The organism is Actinoallomurus purpureus (assembly GCF_024055795.1).
Classification (GTDB): Bacteria; Actinomycetota; Actinomycetes; order Streptosporangiales; family Streptosporangiaceae; genus Actinoallomurus; species Actinoallomurus purpureus.
Genome location: NZ_JAMXMY010000021.1, coordinates 1 through 17,912, shown reverse-complemented (window position 1 = coordinate 17,912; position 17,912 = coordinate 1). Strand labels below are relative to the sequence as shown.

Below are 17,912 nucleotides of genomic sequence, written 5' to 3'. Positions count from 1 at the left end.
ACAACGTTGTCGTCTTTATGGACCGAAGGGGGCGCATGCGTCCGACCATGCGGGACGTCGCCCGGCATGCCGGGGTGAGTCTCAAGACCGTCTCCCGCGTCGTGAACGGCGAGGTGGGCGTCCGCCCGGACACGGCGGAGAGGGTCAACGACGCCATCGCGGTCCTGGGATTCCGGCGCAACGACATCGCGCGCGCCCTGCGCGGTGGGAAGCGCACCCGCAGCCTCGGCCTGGTGATCAAGGACGTCGCCAACCCCTTCTACTCGCAGATCGCGCGCGGGGTGGAGGAGGTCGCCCGCCTCCACGACCTGTTCGTGATCTCCGGTTGCTCCGACGAGGACCCGGCCCGCGAGCGGCACCTCATCCGTTCCCTGTGCGAGCGCCGCGTCGACGGGCTGCTCGTGGTGCCGTCCGCCGCCGACCACAGCTACCTGATCCCGGAGCTGAACATGGGCACCGCGGCGGTCTTCATGGACCGCCCGCCCGAGGAGGCCATCCGCGCCGACGTCGTCCTCATCGACAACGCCGGGGGAGCGCGGTCGGCCGTGGAGCACCTCATCGCACACGGGCACCGCCGCATCGCCTGCCTCGCCGACCTGCCCGGCATCTTCACCGCACGGGAACGCCGCCGGGGCTACGACGAGGCGCTGCGAGCCCACGGCATCCCGGTCGACGAGTCCCTCGTGCGGCTCGGCCCGCACGACGTCGCCGGTGCCGAGGCCGCGACCGCCGAGCTGCTGTCCCTCGGCGACCCGCCGACCGCCGTCTTCACCGGCAACAACCGGCTGACCATCGGCGCGCTGCGCGCCATCCAGGCGACCGGCACGACGACCGCCCTCGTCGGATTCGACGACTTCGAGCTCGCCGACATGCTGGCCACGCCCATCACCGTCGTGGCGCACTACCCGGCCGAGATGGGCCGCCGTGCCGCCGAACTGCTGTGCCGGCGCATGGACGGTGAGGACCTGCCGCCGCAGCGCGTGCTGCTGCCCACCCGCCTGATCATCCGTGGCTCGGGGGAGTCGCCGCCGTTCTGACCACAGGAAGGTGCACCGTTGACCGATCCACTGCTGGAGGCACGGGGCGTCACCAAGCGCTTCGGTCATGTCCAGGCCCTGCGCGGGGCCGCCTTCACCGCCCATCCCGGCGAGGTCGTCGCCCTGATCGGTGACAACGGTGCCGGAAAGAGCACCCTGGTCAAGACGCTGTCCGGCGCCCTGCGGCCGGACTCCGGAGAGATCCTCCTGGACGGCAGGCCGGTCGACTTCGCCGGCCCGGTCGAAGCGCAGCGGCGCGGCATCGAGACGGTGTACCAGGACCTCGCGCTCGCCCACGACCTCGACGCCGCCGCCAACCTGTTCCTCGGCCGGGAGCTGACCCGCTTCCCGCCGCTGCACCTGCTCGACCGGGGCGCGATGCGCCGGCGCGCGGTGGAGGCGTTCGACGAGCTCGGCATCCGGCTGCCCGACATGTCCGCGCCCGTTCGGCAGCTGTCCGGCGGGCAGCGCCAGTGCGTCGCGGTGGCGCGGGCCGTCGCCTGGGCGTCCAAGGTCGTGTTCATGGACGAGCCGACGGCGGCCCTCGGCGTCGTCCAGCGCAAGCAGGTCCTCGACCTGATCCGCCGGGTACGGGACCAGGGCGTCACCGTCGTGTTGATCAGCCACAACATGCCCGAGGTGCTGGCCGTCGCAGACCGGGTGGAGGTGCTGCGGCTCGGCCGCCGCGTCGCCCGCCTCACCGCCGCCGACACCTCCGTCGAAGAACTGGTGTCCGCCATGACGGGCGGCCTGGACCAGGAGGCGGCTTGAGAAGCGAACCCGACGCAGCGAGCGGAGTGGGCGCCGAGGGACGAGGTGGCCGCGGAGCGAGTGAGGAGGGTGAGCGACCCATGAGCGCGCCCATGACGGAGTCGTACGACACGGTCGAAGAACACCGGCGACGGGGCCCGGCTCTGCTGCGCAGCAACACGCTGTGGACGCTCGCCGTCCTGGTCGTCCTCTTCGTGTTCTTCGCGGTGCTCAAGCCGGCGGAGTTCGCCACGACGTTCAACATCCGCAACGTGCTGACCGAGTCGGCGATCCTGCTCGTGCTGGCGGTCGGCATGACGTACGTCATCGTGACCGCCGGGATCGACCTGTCGGTCGGCTCCGTCCTGGTGTTCTCGGGCGTCGTGGCGGCCAAGACGATGGTCGCGCTGGGCGGCACGACGGCGGGCTGGGGCGGCATCCTCCTCGGCGCGCTCGCGGGGATCGGCTGCGGCCTGGGCTGGGGGATCGTCAACGGCCTCCTCGTGGCCAAGGCGAGGATCCCCTCGCTCATCGCGACGCTCGGCACGCTGGGCGTCTCGCTCGGGCTCGCGCAGGTCATCACCAACGGCAGCGACGTCAACCGGATTCCGTCCCGGCTGTCCAACGTCATCGGGTTCGGGCTCGTCGCGGGCGTGCCCTGGCTGGTGATCATCGCCGGTCTGATCGCGGTGCTGTTCGGGCTGCTGCTCGCGCTGTCGCGGTTCGGCCGGCACACGTACGCCATCGGCTCCAACGCCGAGGCGGCGCGGCGGGTCGGTATCAAGGTCGACCGGCACCTGATCAAGGTCTACGCGCTGTCGGGCCTGCTGTCGGGCGTCGCGGGGGTGCTGTCCCTGGCGCACTACAGCACGACGACGATCGCCAGCCACAGCTCCGACAACCTCGGCGCGATCGCCGCGGTCGTCATCGGCGGGGCCAGCCTGTTCGGCGGCGTCGGCGGCATCGGCGGGACGGTGATCGGCGTACTGATCCCCGGCGTCCTGCGCGACGGTCTCATCATCCTCGGGGCACAGCGGTTCTGGCTCGACGTGGCGGTCGGAGCCGTACTGGTCGTCGCCGTGTTCTTCGACCAGTTGCGCCGTCGGGCGCGAGAACGCGAATAGAGGGAGGTACGTCGATGAAGAAGTACATCGTCGTCATGCTCGCGCTGGCCCTGACCGGGGCCTGCTCGGACGACTCGTCGGGCGGCGCGTCCAGCGGCACCAAGAAGATCACCCTGATCCAGGGCATCGCGAACGAGCCGTTCTACATCTCGATGTACTGCGGAGCGAAGGAGGAGGCGGCCAAGCAGGGCGTCCAGCTCAGCGTCCAGGCGCCCGCGCAGTGGGACGTCGCCCAGCAGACCCAGGTCGTCACCTCCGTCGCGGCCTCCCGCCCCAAGGCGGTGCTGATCGCCCCCGTCGACAAGGACGCGATGGCCGGCCCGGTCCGTCAGCTGAACGGAAACGGTAGCAAGGTGATCTTCGTGGACACCGAGCTGTCCGACCAGTCGCTCGGCCTGTCGCGGATCTCCTCGGACAACAAGCTCGGCGGGCAGTTGGCCGCCCAGACGCTGGCCAAGCAGATCGGTGACAAGGGCAAGGTGGTCGTCCTCGCTCCCAAGAAGGGCATCGCGACCACCGACGACCGGGTCGCCGGGTTCAAGGCCGAGATCGCCAAGCATCCGAACGTCAAACTCGTCTCGGAGCAGTACCCGGGGGACGACGCGGGCAAGGCCACCGAGATCGTCAATGGTGAGCTGTCCAAGAACCCGGACCTGGCGGGGATCTTCGCCTCCAACCTCGTGACCGGCGAGGGCGCCGGCGCCGCGCTGAAGCAGGCCAAGAAGACCAGCACCGTCAAACTGGTCGAGTTCGACGCCAGCCCGAAGCAGGTCGAGGACCTGAAGGCCGGCACGATCGAGGCGCTGATCAGCCAGGAGCCCCTGGACATCGGCCGCCAGGGCATCGACCAGGCCGTCGCCGCCCTGAACGGCAAGCCGGTGACCAAGCAGATCAAGACCCAGCTCGTGGCCGTCACCAAGGACAACGTCGACCAGCCCGACATCGCCAAGTACCTCTACAAGCAGGACTGCTGACACGTACGGCCCGGTCGGCGGGCCGATCACCCGCCGGCCGGACCGTGCTTGCTCAGAGCTCCTTGTGGTCGACGTGGTCGAGGTGGGTGTCGTCGTTCGGATCAACGTGGCATGACACTCCAGTTCGCGCGTTCGAGGACGTAGACGCGAACGTCCTCGTCGTACGGGCCGGTGATGTCGTCGTGGTGGCGCATGCCGATCTTGCGCATGATGTTGCCGGAGGCGTGGTTGGCGGGCTGGTACAGCGCGACGAGCCGTGCGGCGCGGTGGTCGGTGAACGCCTCGTCGCGGATCGCGGTCGCCGCTTCGGTGGCGATTCCCTTTCCCCAGTGCCGTGGGTCGACCCACCAGCCGATCTCGATCGCGGGTTCGTCGATGCCGGGCACCGGCCGGGGGAGGCGGTTGAGCGCGGCGACGCCGATGGCCGATTCGTCGGCGGCGTCGCGGAGGAGGATGGCGCGCCAACCGAAGCCGTGTTCCCGCCAGTGCGCCAGGAATTCGCCGTGCCGGGCGGCTGCGCGCTCGCGGTCCCACGGACGGCCGTCCCCCAGGTAGCGGGTCACGCGGGGATCGGCGCTGAGCCGGCAGAGGTCCTCCTCGAAGCGTGGATGCCAGGGCGGAAGGGCCAGCCGGGTGGTCGTCAGCGTACGCATCGCTCAACCGTAAAGGGCGACCGGGGGAGGGGCGATCGCGTGATCACTGGTGCCTCCTGGCAGGCAGCAGGCACCAGTGATCAAGGCTCAATGGCGCGGCGCAGGATCAGCGATAGTCGATCGTCGTGGCGGCGCCGACCGGCCGGGCCGGGACGGTGACCGTCAACGTGCGCCGTGTGGCGTCGAAGGTCCAGCTCCCCGCCGGTGCCCGTACTCCGTCGATCCGGACGGCGGTCGGTGGGGCGGTGTCGGAGAAGACGACCGTCCACTGGCGCCGGGTCACCTGCCCCGGGTAGCTTCCGCGCGCCGGGCCGAGGCGCAGAACGTGGTCGCCGCCGTGTTCGGTGTACCGCAGCGCGGTCGTCGCCGACCGGATCGGACCGGCCGACCGTCCGTCGTCCTCGTACAGTGCGAACGAGCCGTCGGCCCCTCCGGCCACGTTCACGGTGACCTTGGTCAGGGGGCTCTGCACGTCGTTCGGCACGTTGTCCGTGCGCGTCGGGAGGATCCCGCCCGCCTTGACGAAGACGGGCATCGCGTTCCAGTCGGTGGTGACGTCCCGGGTGGCGGGGCCGCTGTAGGTCTTCCCGGTGAAGTAGTCGGTCCACCGTCCGGGCGGGAACCAGACCGACGTGGTCGCGGTGGTGCCGGGTGAGGTGGCGGGGGCCACCAGCACGTCGGGACCGTAGAGGTACTCCCGCATCGCCGAGTCGTAGGCGCCCTGCTCGCCCGGGTACTCCAGATAGGTGGCCCGCGCGACCGGCACGCCGGTGTCCGCCGCCTCCTTGGCCAGTGTGTACGTGTACGGGACGAGGTTCTCACGGAGGTTGAGGAACCGCTCCGCCGCGACGCGGGCCTGCTCCCCGTACTGCCACGGGAGCCGGGCGCCGTGGTTGCTGTGCAGCCGCATGATCGGCTGGAACGCCCCCAGTTGCACCCAGCGTACGTAGAGGTCGTCGGCGAGCTTGGGCCCGCCGATGTGCCCGCCGATGTCGTGGCTGATGGGCGACAGGCCGGTGGCGGCCGACTCGCCCTGCGTGTAGCCGGCCTCGAACCGCAGGGTCTGCCAGTCCGAGGTGGTGTCGCCGGTGAAGTGCAGGGTGGTGCGCTTGTCCGCCCACGGGCCGGTCGGCACCGCGGCCTGGCCGCTGTAGCCGCCGGCCTGCAGGGATCCGTACGCCCGGGAGAAGGCGAACCCCCGTCCGATCCTCTTCGCGGTGTCGGTGGCGTACTGCTGGTTGATCCAGGCATCGGGCGTGACGCCGGGCATCGACGCCCGGGAGCCCTCGCAGCACCAGTCCAGCCACCAGAAGTCCACGCCCCGTTGCTCCATCGTCTGGTGCAGGCCGAGGTAGGCCGCCAACTGGTCGGGGTCGCTCCAGTCGAACGTGTGGCAGGTCTGCCCGGCGGGGGCGTCGCAGCCGGAGGCGGCGAGTTTTCCCTTGGCCGTGGCCTGCGCCTGCGCGAACTTCGGGTCGCCGCTCATGATGCTCGGGTGGATGTTCAGCGTGCTGTGCAGTCCCTGTGCGTGCGACCACGCGAAGAACGCCGCGGGGTCGGGGAACTTGCTCCGGTCGATCTGCCAGCCGTTCCAGGTGCTGGGCCACTTGAAGTCCGTGTCGGTGACCAGGACGTCCAGTGGGACACCGTCGGAGCGGAACTTGGGCAGGATGGTGTTCTGGTAGTCGGCGGCGGTGAAGTCGTAGTACTCCGAGAACCACACGCCGTACGCCCACCGGGGCAGCAGCGCCGACGGGCCGGTCAGCGTCTTCAGGTCGGCGAGCCCCCGCCTGTAGTCCTGGCCGTAGCCGAAGAGGTAGCCGTCCTGGTACGGCTCGCCGCCGTGGCCGGACCGGCTGTGGACCGTCCGGGTCGTCGTGTCGAAGACCGCCGAAGAGGTGTCGTCGAGCAGGTACCACCCGTCGCGGTAGAGGAGTCCGGGCGTGGTGAGGGCGCCGCCGTCCACGCCGTCGAGGCTGCGCCGGTATCCGCCGAGGGGGCTGTGCGCCGGCAGCACCGGTGAACCGGCCGGGACGACCGCGACGGTGTCGAGGTTGACGTGACAACTGTCCGCCGTCGGGCACCCGATCGCGATCGTGTCGGAGCCCTTGGCCAGCGTCACCGGGACGGTCGCCGTCGACCAGGTGTCCCAGTCGGCGGTCGGCGGAAGCGTCGTCGGGGTGGCCGTCCCGCCGTTCACCGCCGTCGAGATCGTCCGCGGCGTCCCCGGCGAGGCGCCGTTGGCGTAGCGGATCTGCAGCGCGTACGTGCCGTCGGTGGGGACGTTCCGCACCGTGACGGTGTCGGAGGCGCCGGCCCTCGTCAGTCCGGCGACGAAGGCATCCCCGGAGTGGCCGCCATGGTCGGCGGCACGCGTGGCACCGCCGCCGAGCGCGCCCGCCTCGGCCTCGCAGACGGTGCCGTAGTCGCACGGCGCCGCCTCGGGCGACGGGTACGGCGCACCGGGAGCCGTCAGGGCCAGACTGTCGATGTTCACGTTGCCCGAGTCGTTCGCGCCCCGCGAGACGACGAGCGTGTGCCGCCCGGCGGACAGCTTCACGGCGGGCGCGGAGGCGAACGCCCAGGTGTTCCAGTCCGCGGTGGTCGGCAGGCTGAGCGACGTGGCCGCGCCGCCGTCGATGGCGGCGCTGAGCGTACGCGTCGTGTTCTGCCCGTCGCCGCCGACGCTGTTGGCGTAACGCAGCCGGAGATCGTACGTACCGGCGGTGGGCACGTCGAGCGTGGAGGTGAGCGCGCCGCCCGCGCTCTGGAACCCGGCGGCGAATCCGGAGCCGGTGTATCCGGTGTGGTCCCGGGCGACGGTCACGCCGCCCTCGATCAGGGCCTGCTCCGCCTCACAGAGGGTCCCGGCCGCACAGACGACCGATCCGGGGAAGGCCGGGTGCGCGGTCACCGTCTGCGCTCCGCTCCGCAGGCGCACCGAGACGTTCTCCGCGGTGAAGGGCCCGGAGCCGACCTTGTAGCGCAGCGTCAGCCGGCCGGTGCCGATGGTCAGCCAGCCGCTCGCGACCTTCTTGGTGTACGGCGTCCGCCCGAAGCCGTCCCGCCCGACCGCGTTGAACGTCGCGGCGTCGGTGAACGCGCCGTCGCCCGCGTACTCCATCCGGATCAACGTCGGAGAGAGCACTTCGAACCGGGCGTCCCCCGACCGGACCGCCTGCCGATCGGCCCGCCCTCCGGTCGCGGACGCGGTCGCGGGCGGCGAACCGGCCACGATCAGGCCGGCCATCCCGGCCAGTGCGACAGCGGCTCTGACCGGTGTCGATCGCGATCCGGCGCGCTGACTCGCGCGACGAGGACGGCTGCCGACGAGGGCGCGCGTGAGGAGGTTCACGCACTGGATCATGAGCCGACCGATCACATTCGTCAATAGCCGATCAAAACCGGTCATCCGGTCCCGGCGATTAGATCTCGATCACCTTTCCCGCATCATGCCAAGCGCCATGAGGGTGGCAGTGGGTCTTGCCGTGCGACGTCAGTGAATCTCGCCATCAGTGCTCGGCGAGCCGCGCCTTGACCTGCTGCGCCTGTTCCTGGCTGTGGCAGAGCGCGATCATGTCGTCGGCGTACCTGACCGCGATCGGGCAGCCCGCCACCGCTTCTCCGGCGTGACAGCCGTCGGTGCGGTAGCGGACTCCAGCGGCCTCCTCAAGACCATGCAATGCGACGTTCAGGAGCAAGGGGCTGATAACTCCGCCCTGTGGGTCCCCTCCTAGGTGGGAGAGAACCCCTTGCCCGCCTCGAATACCCCGGCCTTCAGCCAGTCCCGGATCATCTCCCTGGCCGGGAATGGTCCGAGTGCTTCAAGAAGCCGGGTGTGGTCGATTCGATCGGACGCCGCCGCCAGATCCGCCACCAAGGAATCCGGCAAGCGCGGCGTCGACCGGCCCGAATGGCGGGCCCCGCGCGATCTCCTGATTGCCAGCCACAAACGAACGTGCCGTCCTCCCCCCTTCGGGGGAGGACGGCATTTCTCAGCTGTTCTTCTTGGTGTCCTTGCCCTTGCCCTTGCCGTCGCCGGAGGTCACCTTCGCACGAACCGACTTGACGGTTTCCTTGACGGCCTTAGAGCCGAAGCCGCCGGCCGCCAGCGCGGCCGCGACCTCAAGGGGAGTACTGGACATACGGTTCTCCTTTGTTCACTCATTCGCGACGCGACTTTTTGCCGCGGCGGTAAGTACCGTCCGAGATCGACGCGCAAGTGCAAGCCGAGGGTGGGCCAAACCTCCCGGGCACCGAGTCGACCGCCAGTCGGCCCCGATCCTGCCCTCGGTCACCAGCAGATTCCGCGGATAGCGCTGTCCCCCGTGATCACAGCTCTACCCGCTCACAATCCTTGCGCCCACACAACGAGGCCAGCGGGATCGCGCCTGCCCGGCGTGCGTGGTCTCCGCCCGCCACCGGCCTGGAGATCGTCGCTCTGCCCGGCATCGCCATCACGAAGGCGAGCCCGCATGGACATCCAGTGAGGCGGAGCTCGCGGACGGTGGACTGCACGTAGTGCTGGCCCATGATGATCGTCGAGTGGCTCTCTCAACTCGTGTGCCGAGGCGCCGCTCGCCGCCGAGGATTTCCGTGTCTCCGGCGACGGAAATCTTCGGCGGCGAGGGTCTAGCCCGCCTTGCGGCTGGTGATGATCTCGTCGATCAGGCCGTAGTCGCGGGCCTCCTCGGCGGTGAGGTAGCGGTCCCGTTCGATGTCGGAGCGGACCTGCTCGACCGGGCGGCCGGAGTGCCGGGCGAGGATGGTCTCCATCTGCTCGCGCAGCCGGATGATCTCCCTGGCCTGGATCTCCATGTCGCTCGTCTGGCCGTACCCGCCCTCGGTGCTCGGCTGGTGGATCAGGATGCGCGAGTGCGGCAGGGCGGCGCGTTTGCCGGTCGCGCCAGCGGCCAGCAGCACGGCGGCGGCCGAGGCGGCCTGCCCGATGCAGGTCGTCTCGATCTCCGGCTTGACGAACTGCATCGTGTCGTAGATCGCCGTCATGGCGGTGAGCGAGCCGCCGGGCGAGTTGATGTAGAGACTGATGACCCGGTCCGGGTCCATGCCCTCCAGTGCGATGAGCTGGGCGATGACGTCGTTGGCGAGCGTGTCGTCGACGGGCGCGCCGAGGAAGACGATCCGTTCCTCGAAGAGCTTGTTGTACGGGTTGCTCTCCTTCATCCCGTACGAGGTGCGTTCGACGTAGGACGGCAGGATGTACCGCCCGGTCATGGTGCTGCTCACGGGGCGACGCCTCCGGCCTCGAGCGCGTTGGTGACGACGTGGTCGATGAGGCCGTAGTCGCGGGCCTGCTCGGCGGTGAAGTAGCGGTCACGGTCGGCGTCGTGCTCGATCTGCTCGTACGGCCGGCCGGTGTGCGCGGCGATGAGCTGCAGGAACCGGTGCTTCATGTGCACGCTCTGCTCCGCCTGGATGCGGATGTCGGACGCCGTGCCCCGGATGCCGCCGGACGGCTGGTGCATCATGATCCGCGTGTTGCGCAGGGCGTAGCGCTTGCCGCGCGTGCCTGCGGTGAGCAGGAACTGCCCGGCCGAGGCGGCCATGCCGAGGGCGACCGTCGAGACGTCGTTCGGCAGGTACTTCATCACGTCGTACATCGCGAACATCGCGTCCATCGACCCGCCCGGCGAGTTGATGAAGATCTTGATGTCGCGCTCCCCGTCCTGGGCGGCGAGGAGCAGGAGCTGGGAGCACACGCGGTTGGCGAGCTCGTCGTCGATCTCCGTGCCGATGAAGACGATGCGCTGCCCGAGCAGTCGCTGGAAGAGCTGTTCGGAGTGGAGATCCTTCGGCAGCTCGGTGACCCGGGCGCGCGGTTCGAGAGTCGGAAAGTCCATCTGCGCCTCCTCGTCGCCACGCGCGCCTGTGCGCGTGGCCGGCGTCCACGCGCCGGTGCGCTCCTGCCGCGCACCGGCTTGGTTCTGTACAGAATAGCAAGAACGTACAGAATGATAGAATTGCCACATGACACGAGAGGTCCCAGTGACGCAGGCCCGGGCCGAACTCGCGGAGCTCGTCAACCGTGTCGGCTACACCGGCGAACGGATCCTCCTCACCCGGCACGGCAAGCCGCTCGCGGCGCTGGTCCCGGTGGAGGACCTCGAGGCGCTCGACCGCCGGCCCGCGGAGATCGGCTTCAGCCTGTCGCTGCCCGCCGAGCCCGACACCGAGCAGCCGGCGCGCCCCGCCGGGCCGATGCGCATCGCGGCGGAGCACCGCGACCAGCGCCGCCCCGGCTGGAAGCGCTGACCCCCGCCGAGGCGCCGAGCAGGCGGATCTTCAGGAGGCTGCGAGCCTCCTCCGGTCGGTCGTAAGGTCTACGTCGTGAGTCCCCCACGCCTGCCCGAGCACCTCGAACTGCTGCTGACCGAAGAGCCCGTCCTCGACGTGTACGCGCACGGACCCTGGCGTGTCCCCGACGGGCTGTACGACGAGGTCCGCGAGCGTGCCCGCGCGTTCGACGTCGACGAGCGCGCCAGGCTGCTGACCGGCGGGCTCAGCGACTTCTACGCCCCGGGCACCTCCGCGGCGGGTGCGGAGCTGTGGTCGCTCCTGACCTTCCTGCTCGGGGCGTCGGCGATCCGGGCGGGTTCGCGCGGCGACGTGGACTACGAGCTGCTGGCGCAGTTCCTGGCCAAGCCGGAGCCGCCGGTGCGCGACCCCGTCGCCTGGTTCAGCCAGGGCGGCCGGTTGCGGCCGCCCGGCCTGTGGCTGGTCGAGAGCGCCGGGGACGACGTCGCGCTGCGCGAGACGATGCTCGTGCTCGCCCGCGAGTCCCTCGACGTGCTCGCCGGGATCCCGCCGCTGGACGAGCGCCGCCGCGCCCTGGCCGCGGTCTTCGACCGGCACGCCGAGGACCCCGAGCTGCGGGCACGGGACCTGACGACGCCGCACGGAGACCTGGAGCGGCTGTGGGGTTCCGACCTGCCGGACGAGACCCTGTCGGCGCTGCCGGAGCTCGCGGGGCCGACCGGCCACCTCGCCTGGTCGTGCTCGGGCTGGGTCGCCGCGCACGAGCGGCTGCTCGCGGCGGTCCCGGGCGCAGACCCCCTCGTCACCGCGCTGGCCCGGCTGCTGTTGCAGGCCGACGTGTCCGCGGTCCCGGCGGACCTCGCGATCGCCGTCGGCGTGGAACGCTACGAAAGCGTTCAGGAGCGCTTCCAGCACCTGCGCGAGGGCTTCCGCGTCGAGTCGTGGCAGGCGGAGGTGCGCTCCTGGCTGGCGCGCGGCCTCGTCGCGGGGGAGGCCGACGCCTGCCGGGCCTGGCTGGACATGGCACTGCGGATCACCGGGTGCGTGCAGGGGCTGCCCGAGAGCGCGGTGAGCCCCAAGAGCCGGCTGCCGGTGCGCGGGTTCCAGATGGACCTGCGCCGCCTGTTCCGCGCCCGTACGGTCGTCAACCCGCTCACCGCCGCGTTCGCCGGCGTGCCGCCGGCCGAGGAGGCGCGGGCCGCCACGGCGACCGAGGAGACCGGCGCCGACCTCGTCGGCCAGCCCGAGCTGGTGACGGCGCTCGCCGACGTCCTGCGCACCGGCACATCGCCACGGCCCGTGCGCGTCCTGCTCAGCGGCCCGGATGCGACGGGCAAGGGCACGGCCGTCCGCCTCATCGAGCAGACCCTGACCGAGCGCGGGGACGTACGCGAGGCGGTGTGGGTCTCCGACCAGGTGTTCGCGAACCTCCACGTCAGCGACACGATCCTGTACCTCCTCGCCCGCGTCCGCGAGTGCCTCGAGGGACGGCTGCTCATCATCGAGGGGCTCGACCGCATCCTCACCCTCGAACACTGCGGCGCCGCGTTCGCCGAGGAACTGCGCCGCATCCTCGAACGCCACCAGAAGCTCCACGTCGTCGCGGCGTGCCGTACGGGCGGCGACGAACGGATCTTCGACGCGAACCCCGCGCTGCACCAGCACTTCCGGGTCGCCCGCACGCGGGAGTTCGTCGAGGACGACTACACCGAGCTGTTCCGGCGCGCCGTCGCCCGGCGCGGCCTGACCGCCGCCCGGGAGACCGCCGTCACCGCCGGCGTGCTGCTGTCCCGCACCCCGCCGCTGCTCAACCTGCGCGGCGCGCGTCTCGTCGAGTACCTCGCCGAGCAGTGCGTCGCGGCGGCCACCGCCCGGGGGGAGACGGAGGTCGCCGTCGCGGACCTCCCGCAGCGGGTCATCCCCGGCGGCACCGCCGACGCCGACCCCATGGCCGAGCTCGACGCCTGCGTCGGCCTGAAGTCGGTGAAGAACGAGGTGCGCCTGCTCGTCGCCGAGGCGGAGGCGGCCCGGATGCGCCGCGAGGCGGGCATGCCGGTCGCCGCCCGGCCGCGGCACCTGGTCTTCACCGGCAACTCCGGAACCGGCAGGTCGAAGGTCGCGCGGATCCTCGGCCGCATCTACGCCGACCTCGGCGTGCTGTCCTCGGGGCACCTCGTCGAGGTGGACCGCTCCGACCTCGTCGGCGAGTACGTCAGCGAGAGCGGCCCCCGCGTGCGCCGCGCGGTCGAGCGCGCCCACGGCGGCGTCCTGGCCGTGGGTGACGCGCACAACCTCATGCCGGGGGAGTCGCCGCGCAACCGGGAGGCGATCGACGTCCTGCTGGCGTGCATGCAGTCCCACCCGGACGACCTCATCGTCGTCCTGTGCGGGTCCGAGGGGGCGATGAACGGCCTGCTCAAGAGCGACTCGGAGCTTGCGGCGTTCTTCCCCAAGCAACTGCGCTTCCCCGACCTCACCGAGGACGAGCTCATCGAGATCTTCCAGGCCAAGGCCGCCGACGCGGGGTTCGCGCTCCGCGAGGGCGTGCTGGACAAGGTCCGCGATCTCGTGCACGCCGGGGCCCGCGACCGGGCCGCCGGAAACGCCCGCCTCATGATCAACCTGCTGGACCGCGCGGTGGCCATGCAGTCGCGGCGCGTCCTCGACGACGGGGTGCTCACCGACGACGAGTCACTCGACGAGATCTTCGCCGAGGACATCCCCGGCACGCTGGCCGCCGGCGGCCACATCGACCTGCCCGGCGACCCCCTGGCAGAGATCGAGCGGCTCATCGGCCTCGACGCCGTCAAGCAGGAGGTGCGCCTGCTCGTCGCCGAGGCCAAGGCCGAGCAGCTCCGCCGCGACGCCGGCATCCCGATCGCCTCGCCCACCCGCCACATGGTCTTCACCGGCAACCCCGGAACGGCCAAGACCACGATGGCCCGGCTGCTCGCCGCCGTCTACGCCAAGCTGGGGCTGCTGTCGTCCGGGCACCTGGTCGAGGTGTCCCGCGCCGACCTCGTCGGCGAGTACGTCGGGCACACCGCACCGAAGGTCCGCGCCGCGGTGGAGCGGGCGCTGGGCGGGGTGCTGTTCATCGACGAGGCGTACGCCATGACGCCCGCCGACTCCGGCCGCGACTACGGCCACGAGGCGATCGCCGAGCTGCTCAAGCTCATGGAGGAGCACCGCGCCGACCTCGTCGTCATCGTGGCCGGCTACGAAGGGCCGATGCTGCGGTTCCTGGAGTTCAACCCCGGCCTCGCCTCGCGCTTCCCGACCGTCCTGCGGTTCCCCGACTACACCGACCACGAGCTCGTCGCCATCTTCGAGGTCATGGCGGCCGACGCGGGCTTCCAGGTGGCCGAGGGCGTCCTCGACGCCGTACGCTCCCGGCTGCGCAGGGCCGCCCGCGGCGAGTCGTTCGGCAACGCGCGGCTCATGCGCAACCTCCTCGACCGGGCCGTCGCCCTGCAGGCGCAGCGCATCACCGGGCAGGAGACGCCGGACCGCGAGGAGATCCGGCTGCTCCGCCCGGAGGACCTCCCGGAGTCCGACGCCCCCGCCGACCGCGACGAGCGTCTGGGGCAGTACCTCTGAGTCAGGAGTCCACGCAGCAGGACCGCTTGCTCTCCTCGAGGTAGTGCGGGTCGTGCCACCAGTAACGCCGGTCGGACGGATGCGCCGGTACGGGCGGCAGCATCCGCCCGACCGGCGGGGCCGTCGCGGCGGCGCGCTCGGCGCTGACGAACGGGGCAAGCAGCTCGTCCACGGTGTGCGCCTCCCCGTTGACCATCACCTGCCGGACGTCGGCGGCCCGCGCGATGTCCTCCAGCGGGTCACCGCCCAGGAAGGCGAGGTCGGCGTACATCCCCGGCCTGATCTGCCCGAGGGGCTCCCCGAGGACCTCCCCGGGCACCCGGGTGGCGGTGGTCAGCGCCTCGTACGGGGTCAGGCCGTACTTCACCATGGCCCGGAGGTTCATGTGGGTACTGACGGCGGTGCTGGCGATGGGGGAGTCCGTGCCGGTGATGACGCGCCCGCCGCCACGGATCATGGCGGCGACCTGCGCGACCTGCCGGGCGAGGTTCTCCCGGGTGACGGTCTGGTCGGTGGTCTGCGCCGTCGTCACGGCGGCCTGTAGCACGGCGTACTCCCACGACGGGTAGAGCGTCGTCACGCGCCGGTCGGTGACGAGCGAGGTGTCCTCACGGAGCAGCGTCGTGGCTCCGAACAGCGTCGGCGTCCGCGCCGCGCCGGAGGCGTTGAAGATGTCGATGACGTCGTCGTATCCGGTGCCGAGCGCGGTGACCGTGCGGGAGTAGCCCAGGCGGTTCGTGGCGCCGATGTGCTCCATGCCGTCACCGCCGAACGCGAACGCCGGGTAGTGGTAGTGCGAGGTGGCGGGGATGCCGTGCCGGTGCGCCCACTCGATCACCGTCCGCTGCCACTCGGTGGGCAGACGCACGTACGCCTTCATGAGGTCGTACTCCAGCGCCCCCGCGCGTTCGAGTTCGAGGGCGAGCTGGCGGGCGTCGAAGGTCGGGCGCATGAAGTTGTAGAAGATCCGCGGCCCGTCGACCGCCTCCCCGGTGGCGTAGTACCGGGGTGCGACGCGGGCGCCGGACTGGAAGGACTCGCGGGCCTCGACCATGTGGTACGCCGGGCTGCCCGGCGAGCGGGTCGTCGTGACGCCCAGCGAGAGCCAGAGCCGGCCCTGGCGGTCGCCGTAGGCGTACCCCTGCATCTCCCGGTGGTTGTGCATGTCGACCAGCCCGGGGATGACCACGGAGTCCCCGGCGTCGAGGATCCGGTCGCCGCGCCCGTGCCCGCGTTCCTCGACGGCGACGATGCGGTGGCCCTCGACCACGATGTCCACGTCCTGGCGCAGCCGCCGCGCGGTGCCGTCCCACATCCGCCGTGCGCGTACGACGGTGCGGCCACGAGGCCGGGTGTTCGTCCAGGTCAGCGGGGCTGGGACGGTGCGGGTGCGGCGGCCGTCGGCGGAGACGAGGCGCAGGCGGCCGTTGTTCAGGTAGAGCAGCTCGGAGGAGTCGCCGCTCCAGCTGACGGCGTCGGTGACCTCGTCGGTCACCGGCCGGGGCGTCCCCGACGGCTTGCCGTCGGGGTGGACGTCGACCACCCACAGCACGCTGGCCACGACGAACGCCATCTTCGTGCCGTCGGGCGACCACACCGGCCCATCGTCCCCGCGCGTCTGGATCGAGCGGTCGGGCAGCGGGTCGACGTACGTGCCGGCTCCGGTCCGCCGGTCGACGAGGAGGATCTTGCTCAGGCCCTCGCGGTACCGCGCCGAGTACGGCTTGATCGCCGCCAGGGCGATGACGTTCCCGTCGGCGGACCAGGTCGGGCGGCCGGGCTCGAACGTCGCCGGGTAGACGCGCTGGACGTCCCCGGACGCCACCGCGACGGTGTAGAGGGCCCCGGTCTGGTCGAGGAACGCCAGGTGCGACCCGTCGCGGGACCAGGTGCCCGAGACCGCCGCCGCGCCCGGCAGGTTCGTCAGCCGGCGGTCCTGCCCGGTGCGCAGGTCCCGGAGCCAGATGTCGAGTTTCCCGCCGCGGTCCGTCGAGTAGGACAGGTACCGGCCGTCGGGGGACCAGGCGGGGTCGCACTTCCACCACTGGTCGCGGGTGAGCGGTCGCGGCGCCTGCCCGATCTTCATGGTGTAGATGTCGTTTAGCGCCCGGAACGCCACGTGCTCCCCGTCGGGGGACAGCACGGGGCTGCCGATGCCCGCGACGGGCTTCTGCGCCGTGGAGTCGAAGTCGCGCCGGCGCCTGCGGTACGACGGTGCGACGACGGTGACCGGCGCCGTGAAGCCGATGTCGCGCGGCCGGCCGCCCCCGAGCGACCGGCGCCGGATCCGGCCGTCCGCCGTGTAGACGAACTCGTTCGCCGAGGTCCACGACACCCGGAAGGGGAAGACCTCCTCGCCGGTCACCAGCGCCCGGCCCGATCGCCACAGCTCACTGCGGCCGTCCGCGATGAGGGTGTAGACGAGGTCCTTTCCGTCGGGTGTCCAGGCCGGGCCGTGGATCACTTGGCCCGCCGGTACCGTCACGGCCGTACGGCGCGCGCCGGTCGCCACCTCGACGACGTCGATTCGGGTGTTCGCGACGACGAACGCGATGCGGGTGCCGTCCGGCGACCATGCCGGCTCGTACTCCTCGTCCGCCGAGTCGGTCACCGGGCTGACGGCCCCCGTGTCGAGCCGCAGCGTGTGGATGCCGTAGCTGCCGGACAGGTCCGAGGAGAAGGCGATCCGGGTGCCGTCGGGGGAGAACCGCGGCTCACGGTGGTCGTACGGTCCCTCGGTCAGCCGGCGCGGGTTCGATCCGTCGGCGTCGATCACCCAGATGTCGAAGACGCCCTCGCGGTAGGACTGGAAGGTGAGCCGGCGCCCGTCCGGCGACCACTCGGGCTGCGCGATGTCGAACAGGTCGCTGGTCAGCCGGTGCGCGGGCCCGCCGGACGCCGGCAGGGTCCACAGCACGCCGACGAGGTCGATGGCGATGAGCCGCCCGTCGGGCGACACCTGGGCCGCCAGGTCCGTGCCCTCGCGCAGCCGCACCGCGCGGCCCGTCGGCCGGCCGGACGGCTCCGCCACGGGCGCCCGCGTCGTGGTGGCCCCGTCCGCCGGGGCCGCCGCGCCGATTCCCGCCCCCACGACCGCCGCGGCACCGGCCGTGCCCGCCAGGAGATCCCGCCGTCCGATGCCCGCCATGGGGGGCTCCCATCCCGAGCAGGCCGCCTGCCCGAACGTCGCCGTTTCGGGCGCGGAGACCTCAAAGCACCGGCCGCCGTGGTCGTTCTTCCGTCCTCGCGCACCCAGGTTCGTCTGGGACGCTAACGGACAAACGATCTTGCGCAGCCGTTTTGTCCGGATTCGGTCAGGGCGTGTGGCTCAGGTGTCGGATCGGCTCAGGTAGTCGATGTAGAGCGGGCGCAGGGCGTCGCCCCCGTCGCGCAGCCGGTCCCCCCACCACAAGCGGTAGCTCAGCCGCTCGCCGGTCAGCCCGAAGTAGTCCGACGTAGCGTCCAGGAGCCCGCGGGCCTGCTCCGCGTCGACGTGGC

Annotated in this window: 13 protein-coding genes; 6 read left to right on the top strand and 7 right to left on the bottom strand. The window is 71.3% G+C overall.

Annotated features, from left to right (window positions below; all coding sequences use genetic code 11):
* Positions 1–35 precede the first annotated feature (35 nt).
* From NE236_RS31935 to NE236_RS31920, 4 genes are all read left to right on the top strand, one after another.
* Positions 36–1,037 carry a LacI family DNA-binding transcriptional regulator gene (locus NE236_RS31935; protein WP_252845934.1) on the top strand — a complete coding sequence of 334 codons (1,002 nt, stop codon included), beginning with the start codon at positions 36–38 and terminating at the stop codon, positions 1,035–1,037.
* Between the two features lie 18 nt (positions 1,038–1,055).
* Positions 1,056–1,808, top strand: coding sequence for an ATP-binding cassette domain-containing protein (locus tag NE236_RS31930; protein WP_252845933.1), 753 nt, complete (start codon positions 1,056–1,058; stop codon positions 1,806–1,808).
* A gap of 80 nt (positions 1,809–1,888) precedes the next feature.
* Entirely contained in the window at positions 1,889–2,911 is a 1,023-nt protein-coding gene (locus NE236_RS31925; protein WP_252845932.1) for an ABC transporter permease, read from the top strand.
* Between the two features lie 14 nt (positions 2,912–2,925).
* Positions 2,926–3,885, top strand: coding sequence for an ABC transporter substrate-binding protein (locus tag NE236_RS31920; RefSeq protein WP_252845931.1), 960 nt, complete (start codon positions 2,926–2,928; stop codon positions 3,883–3,885).
* Positions 3,886–3,986: 101 nt separating this feature from the next.
* Here NE236_RS31920 and NE236_RS31915 read toward each other — a convergent pair whose 3' ends face one another.
* The 6 genes from NE236_RS31915 to NE236_RS31890 all read right to left on the bottom strand — a co-directional run bounded on the left by NE236_RS31915 (position 3,987) and on the right by NE236_RS31890 (position 10,399).
* Positions 3,987–4,538, bottom strand: a complete 552-nt coding sequence (locus NE236_RS31915; RefSeq protein ID WP_252845930.1) for a GNAT family N-acetyltransferase — start codon at positions 4,536–4,538, stop codon at positions 3,987–3,989.
* Between the two features lie 106 nt (positions 4,539–4,644).
* On the bottom strand, positions 4,645–7,893 hold the full coding sequence (locus NE236_RS31910; protein ID WP_252845929.1) for a TIM-barrel domain-containing protein: 3,249 nt from the start codon (positions 7,891–7,893) through the stop codon (positions 4,645–4,647).
* A 157-nt stretch (positions 7,894–8,050) separates the two neighbouring features.
* On the bottom strand, positions 8,051–8,239 hold the full coding sequence (locus NE236_RS31905; RefSeq protein WP_252845928.1) for an RNA-dependent RNA polymerase family protein: 189 nt from the start codon (positions 8,237–8,239) through the stop codon (positions 8,051–8,053).
* A 294-nt stretch (positions 8,240–8,533) separates the two neighbouring features.
* Positions 8,534–8,683, bottom strand: coding sequence for a hypothetical protein (locus NE236_RS31900; protein WP_252845927.1), 150 nt, complete (start codon positions 8,681–8,683; stop codon positions 8,534–8,536).
* Between the two features lie 487 nt (positions 8,684–9,170).
* Complete coding sequence (locus NE236_RS31895; protein ID WP_252846083.1) at positions 9,171–9,773, bottom strand: ATP-dependent Clp protease proteolytic subunit; 603 nt, start codon at positions 9,771–9,773, stop codon at positions 9,171–9,173.
* Between the two features lie 8 nt (positions 9,774–9,781).
* Positions 9,782–10,399 carry a ClpP family protease gene (locus NE236_RS31890; RefSeq protein WP_252845926.1) on the bottom strand — a complete coding sequence of 206 codons (618 nt, stop codon included), beginning with the start codon at positions 10,397–10,399 and terminating at the stop codon, positions 9,782–9,784.
* Positions 10,400–10,526: 127 nt separating this feature from the next.
* Here NE236_RS31890 and NE236_RS31885 point away from each other — a divergent pair, with 127 nt between their 5' ends.
* Positions 10,527–10,811 carry a type II toxin-antitoxin system Phd/YefM family antitoxin gene (locus NE236_RS31885; protein WP_252845925.1) on the top strand — a complete coding sequence of 95 codons (285 nt, stop codon included), beginning with the start codon at positions 10,527–10,529 and terminating at the stop codon, positions 10,809–10,811.
* Between the two features lie 75 nt (positions 10,812–10,886).
* Entirely contained in the window at positions 10,887–14,414 is a 3,528-nt protein-coding gene (locus NE236_RS44765; protein ID WP_252845924.1) for an AAA family ATPase, read from the top strand.
* Position 14,415: 1 nt separating this feature from the next.
* On the opposite strand, the gene NE236_RS31875 is transcribed toward NE236_RS44765, so the two are convergent.
* Complete coding sequence (locus tag NE236_RS31875; RefSeq protein ID WP_252845923.1) at positions 14,416–17,562, bottom strand: amidohydrolase family protein; 3,147 nt, start codon at positions 17,560–17,562, stop codon at positions 14,416–14,418.
* Positions 17,563–17,912 lie beyond the last annotated feature (350 nt).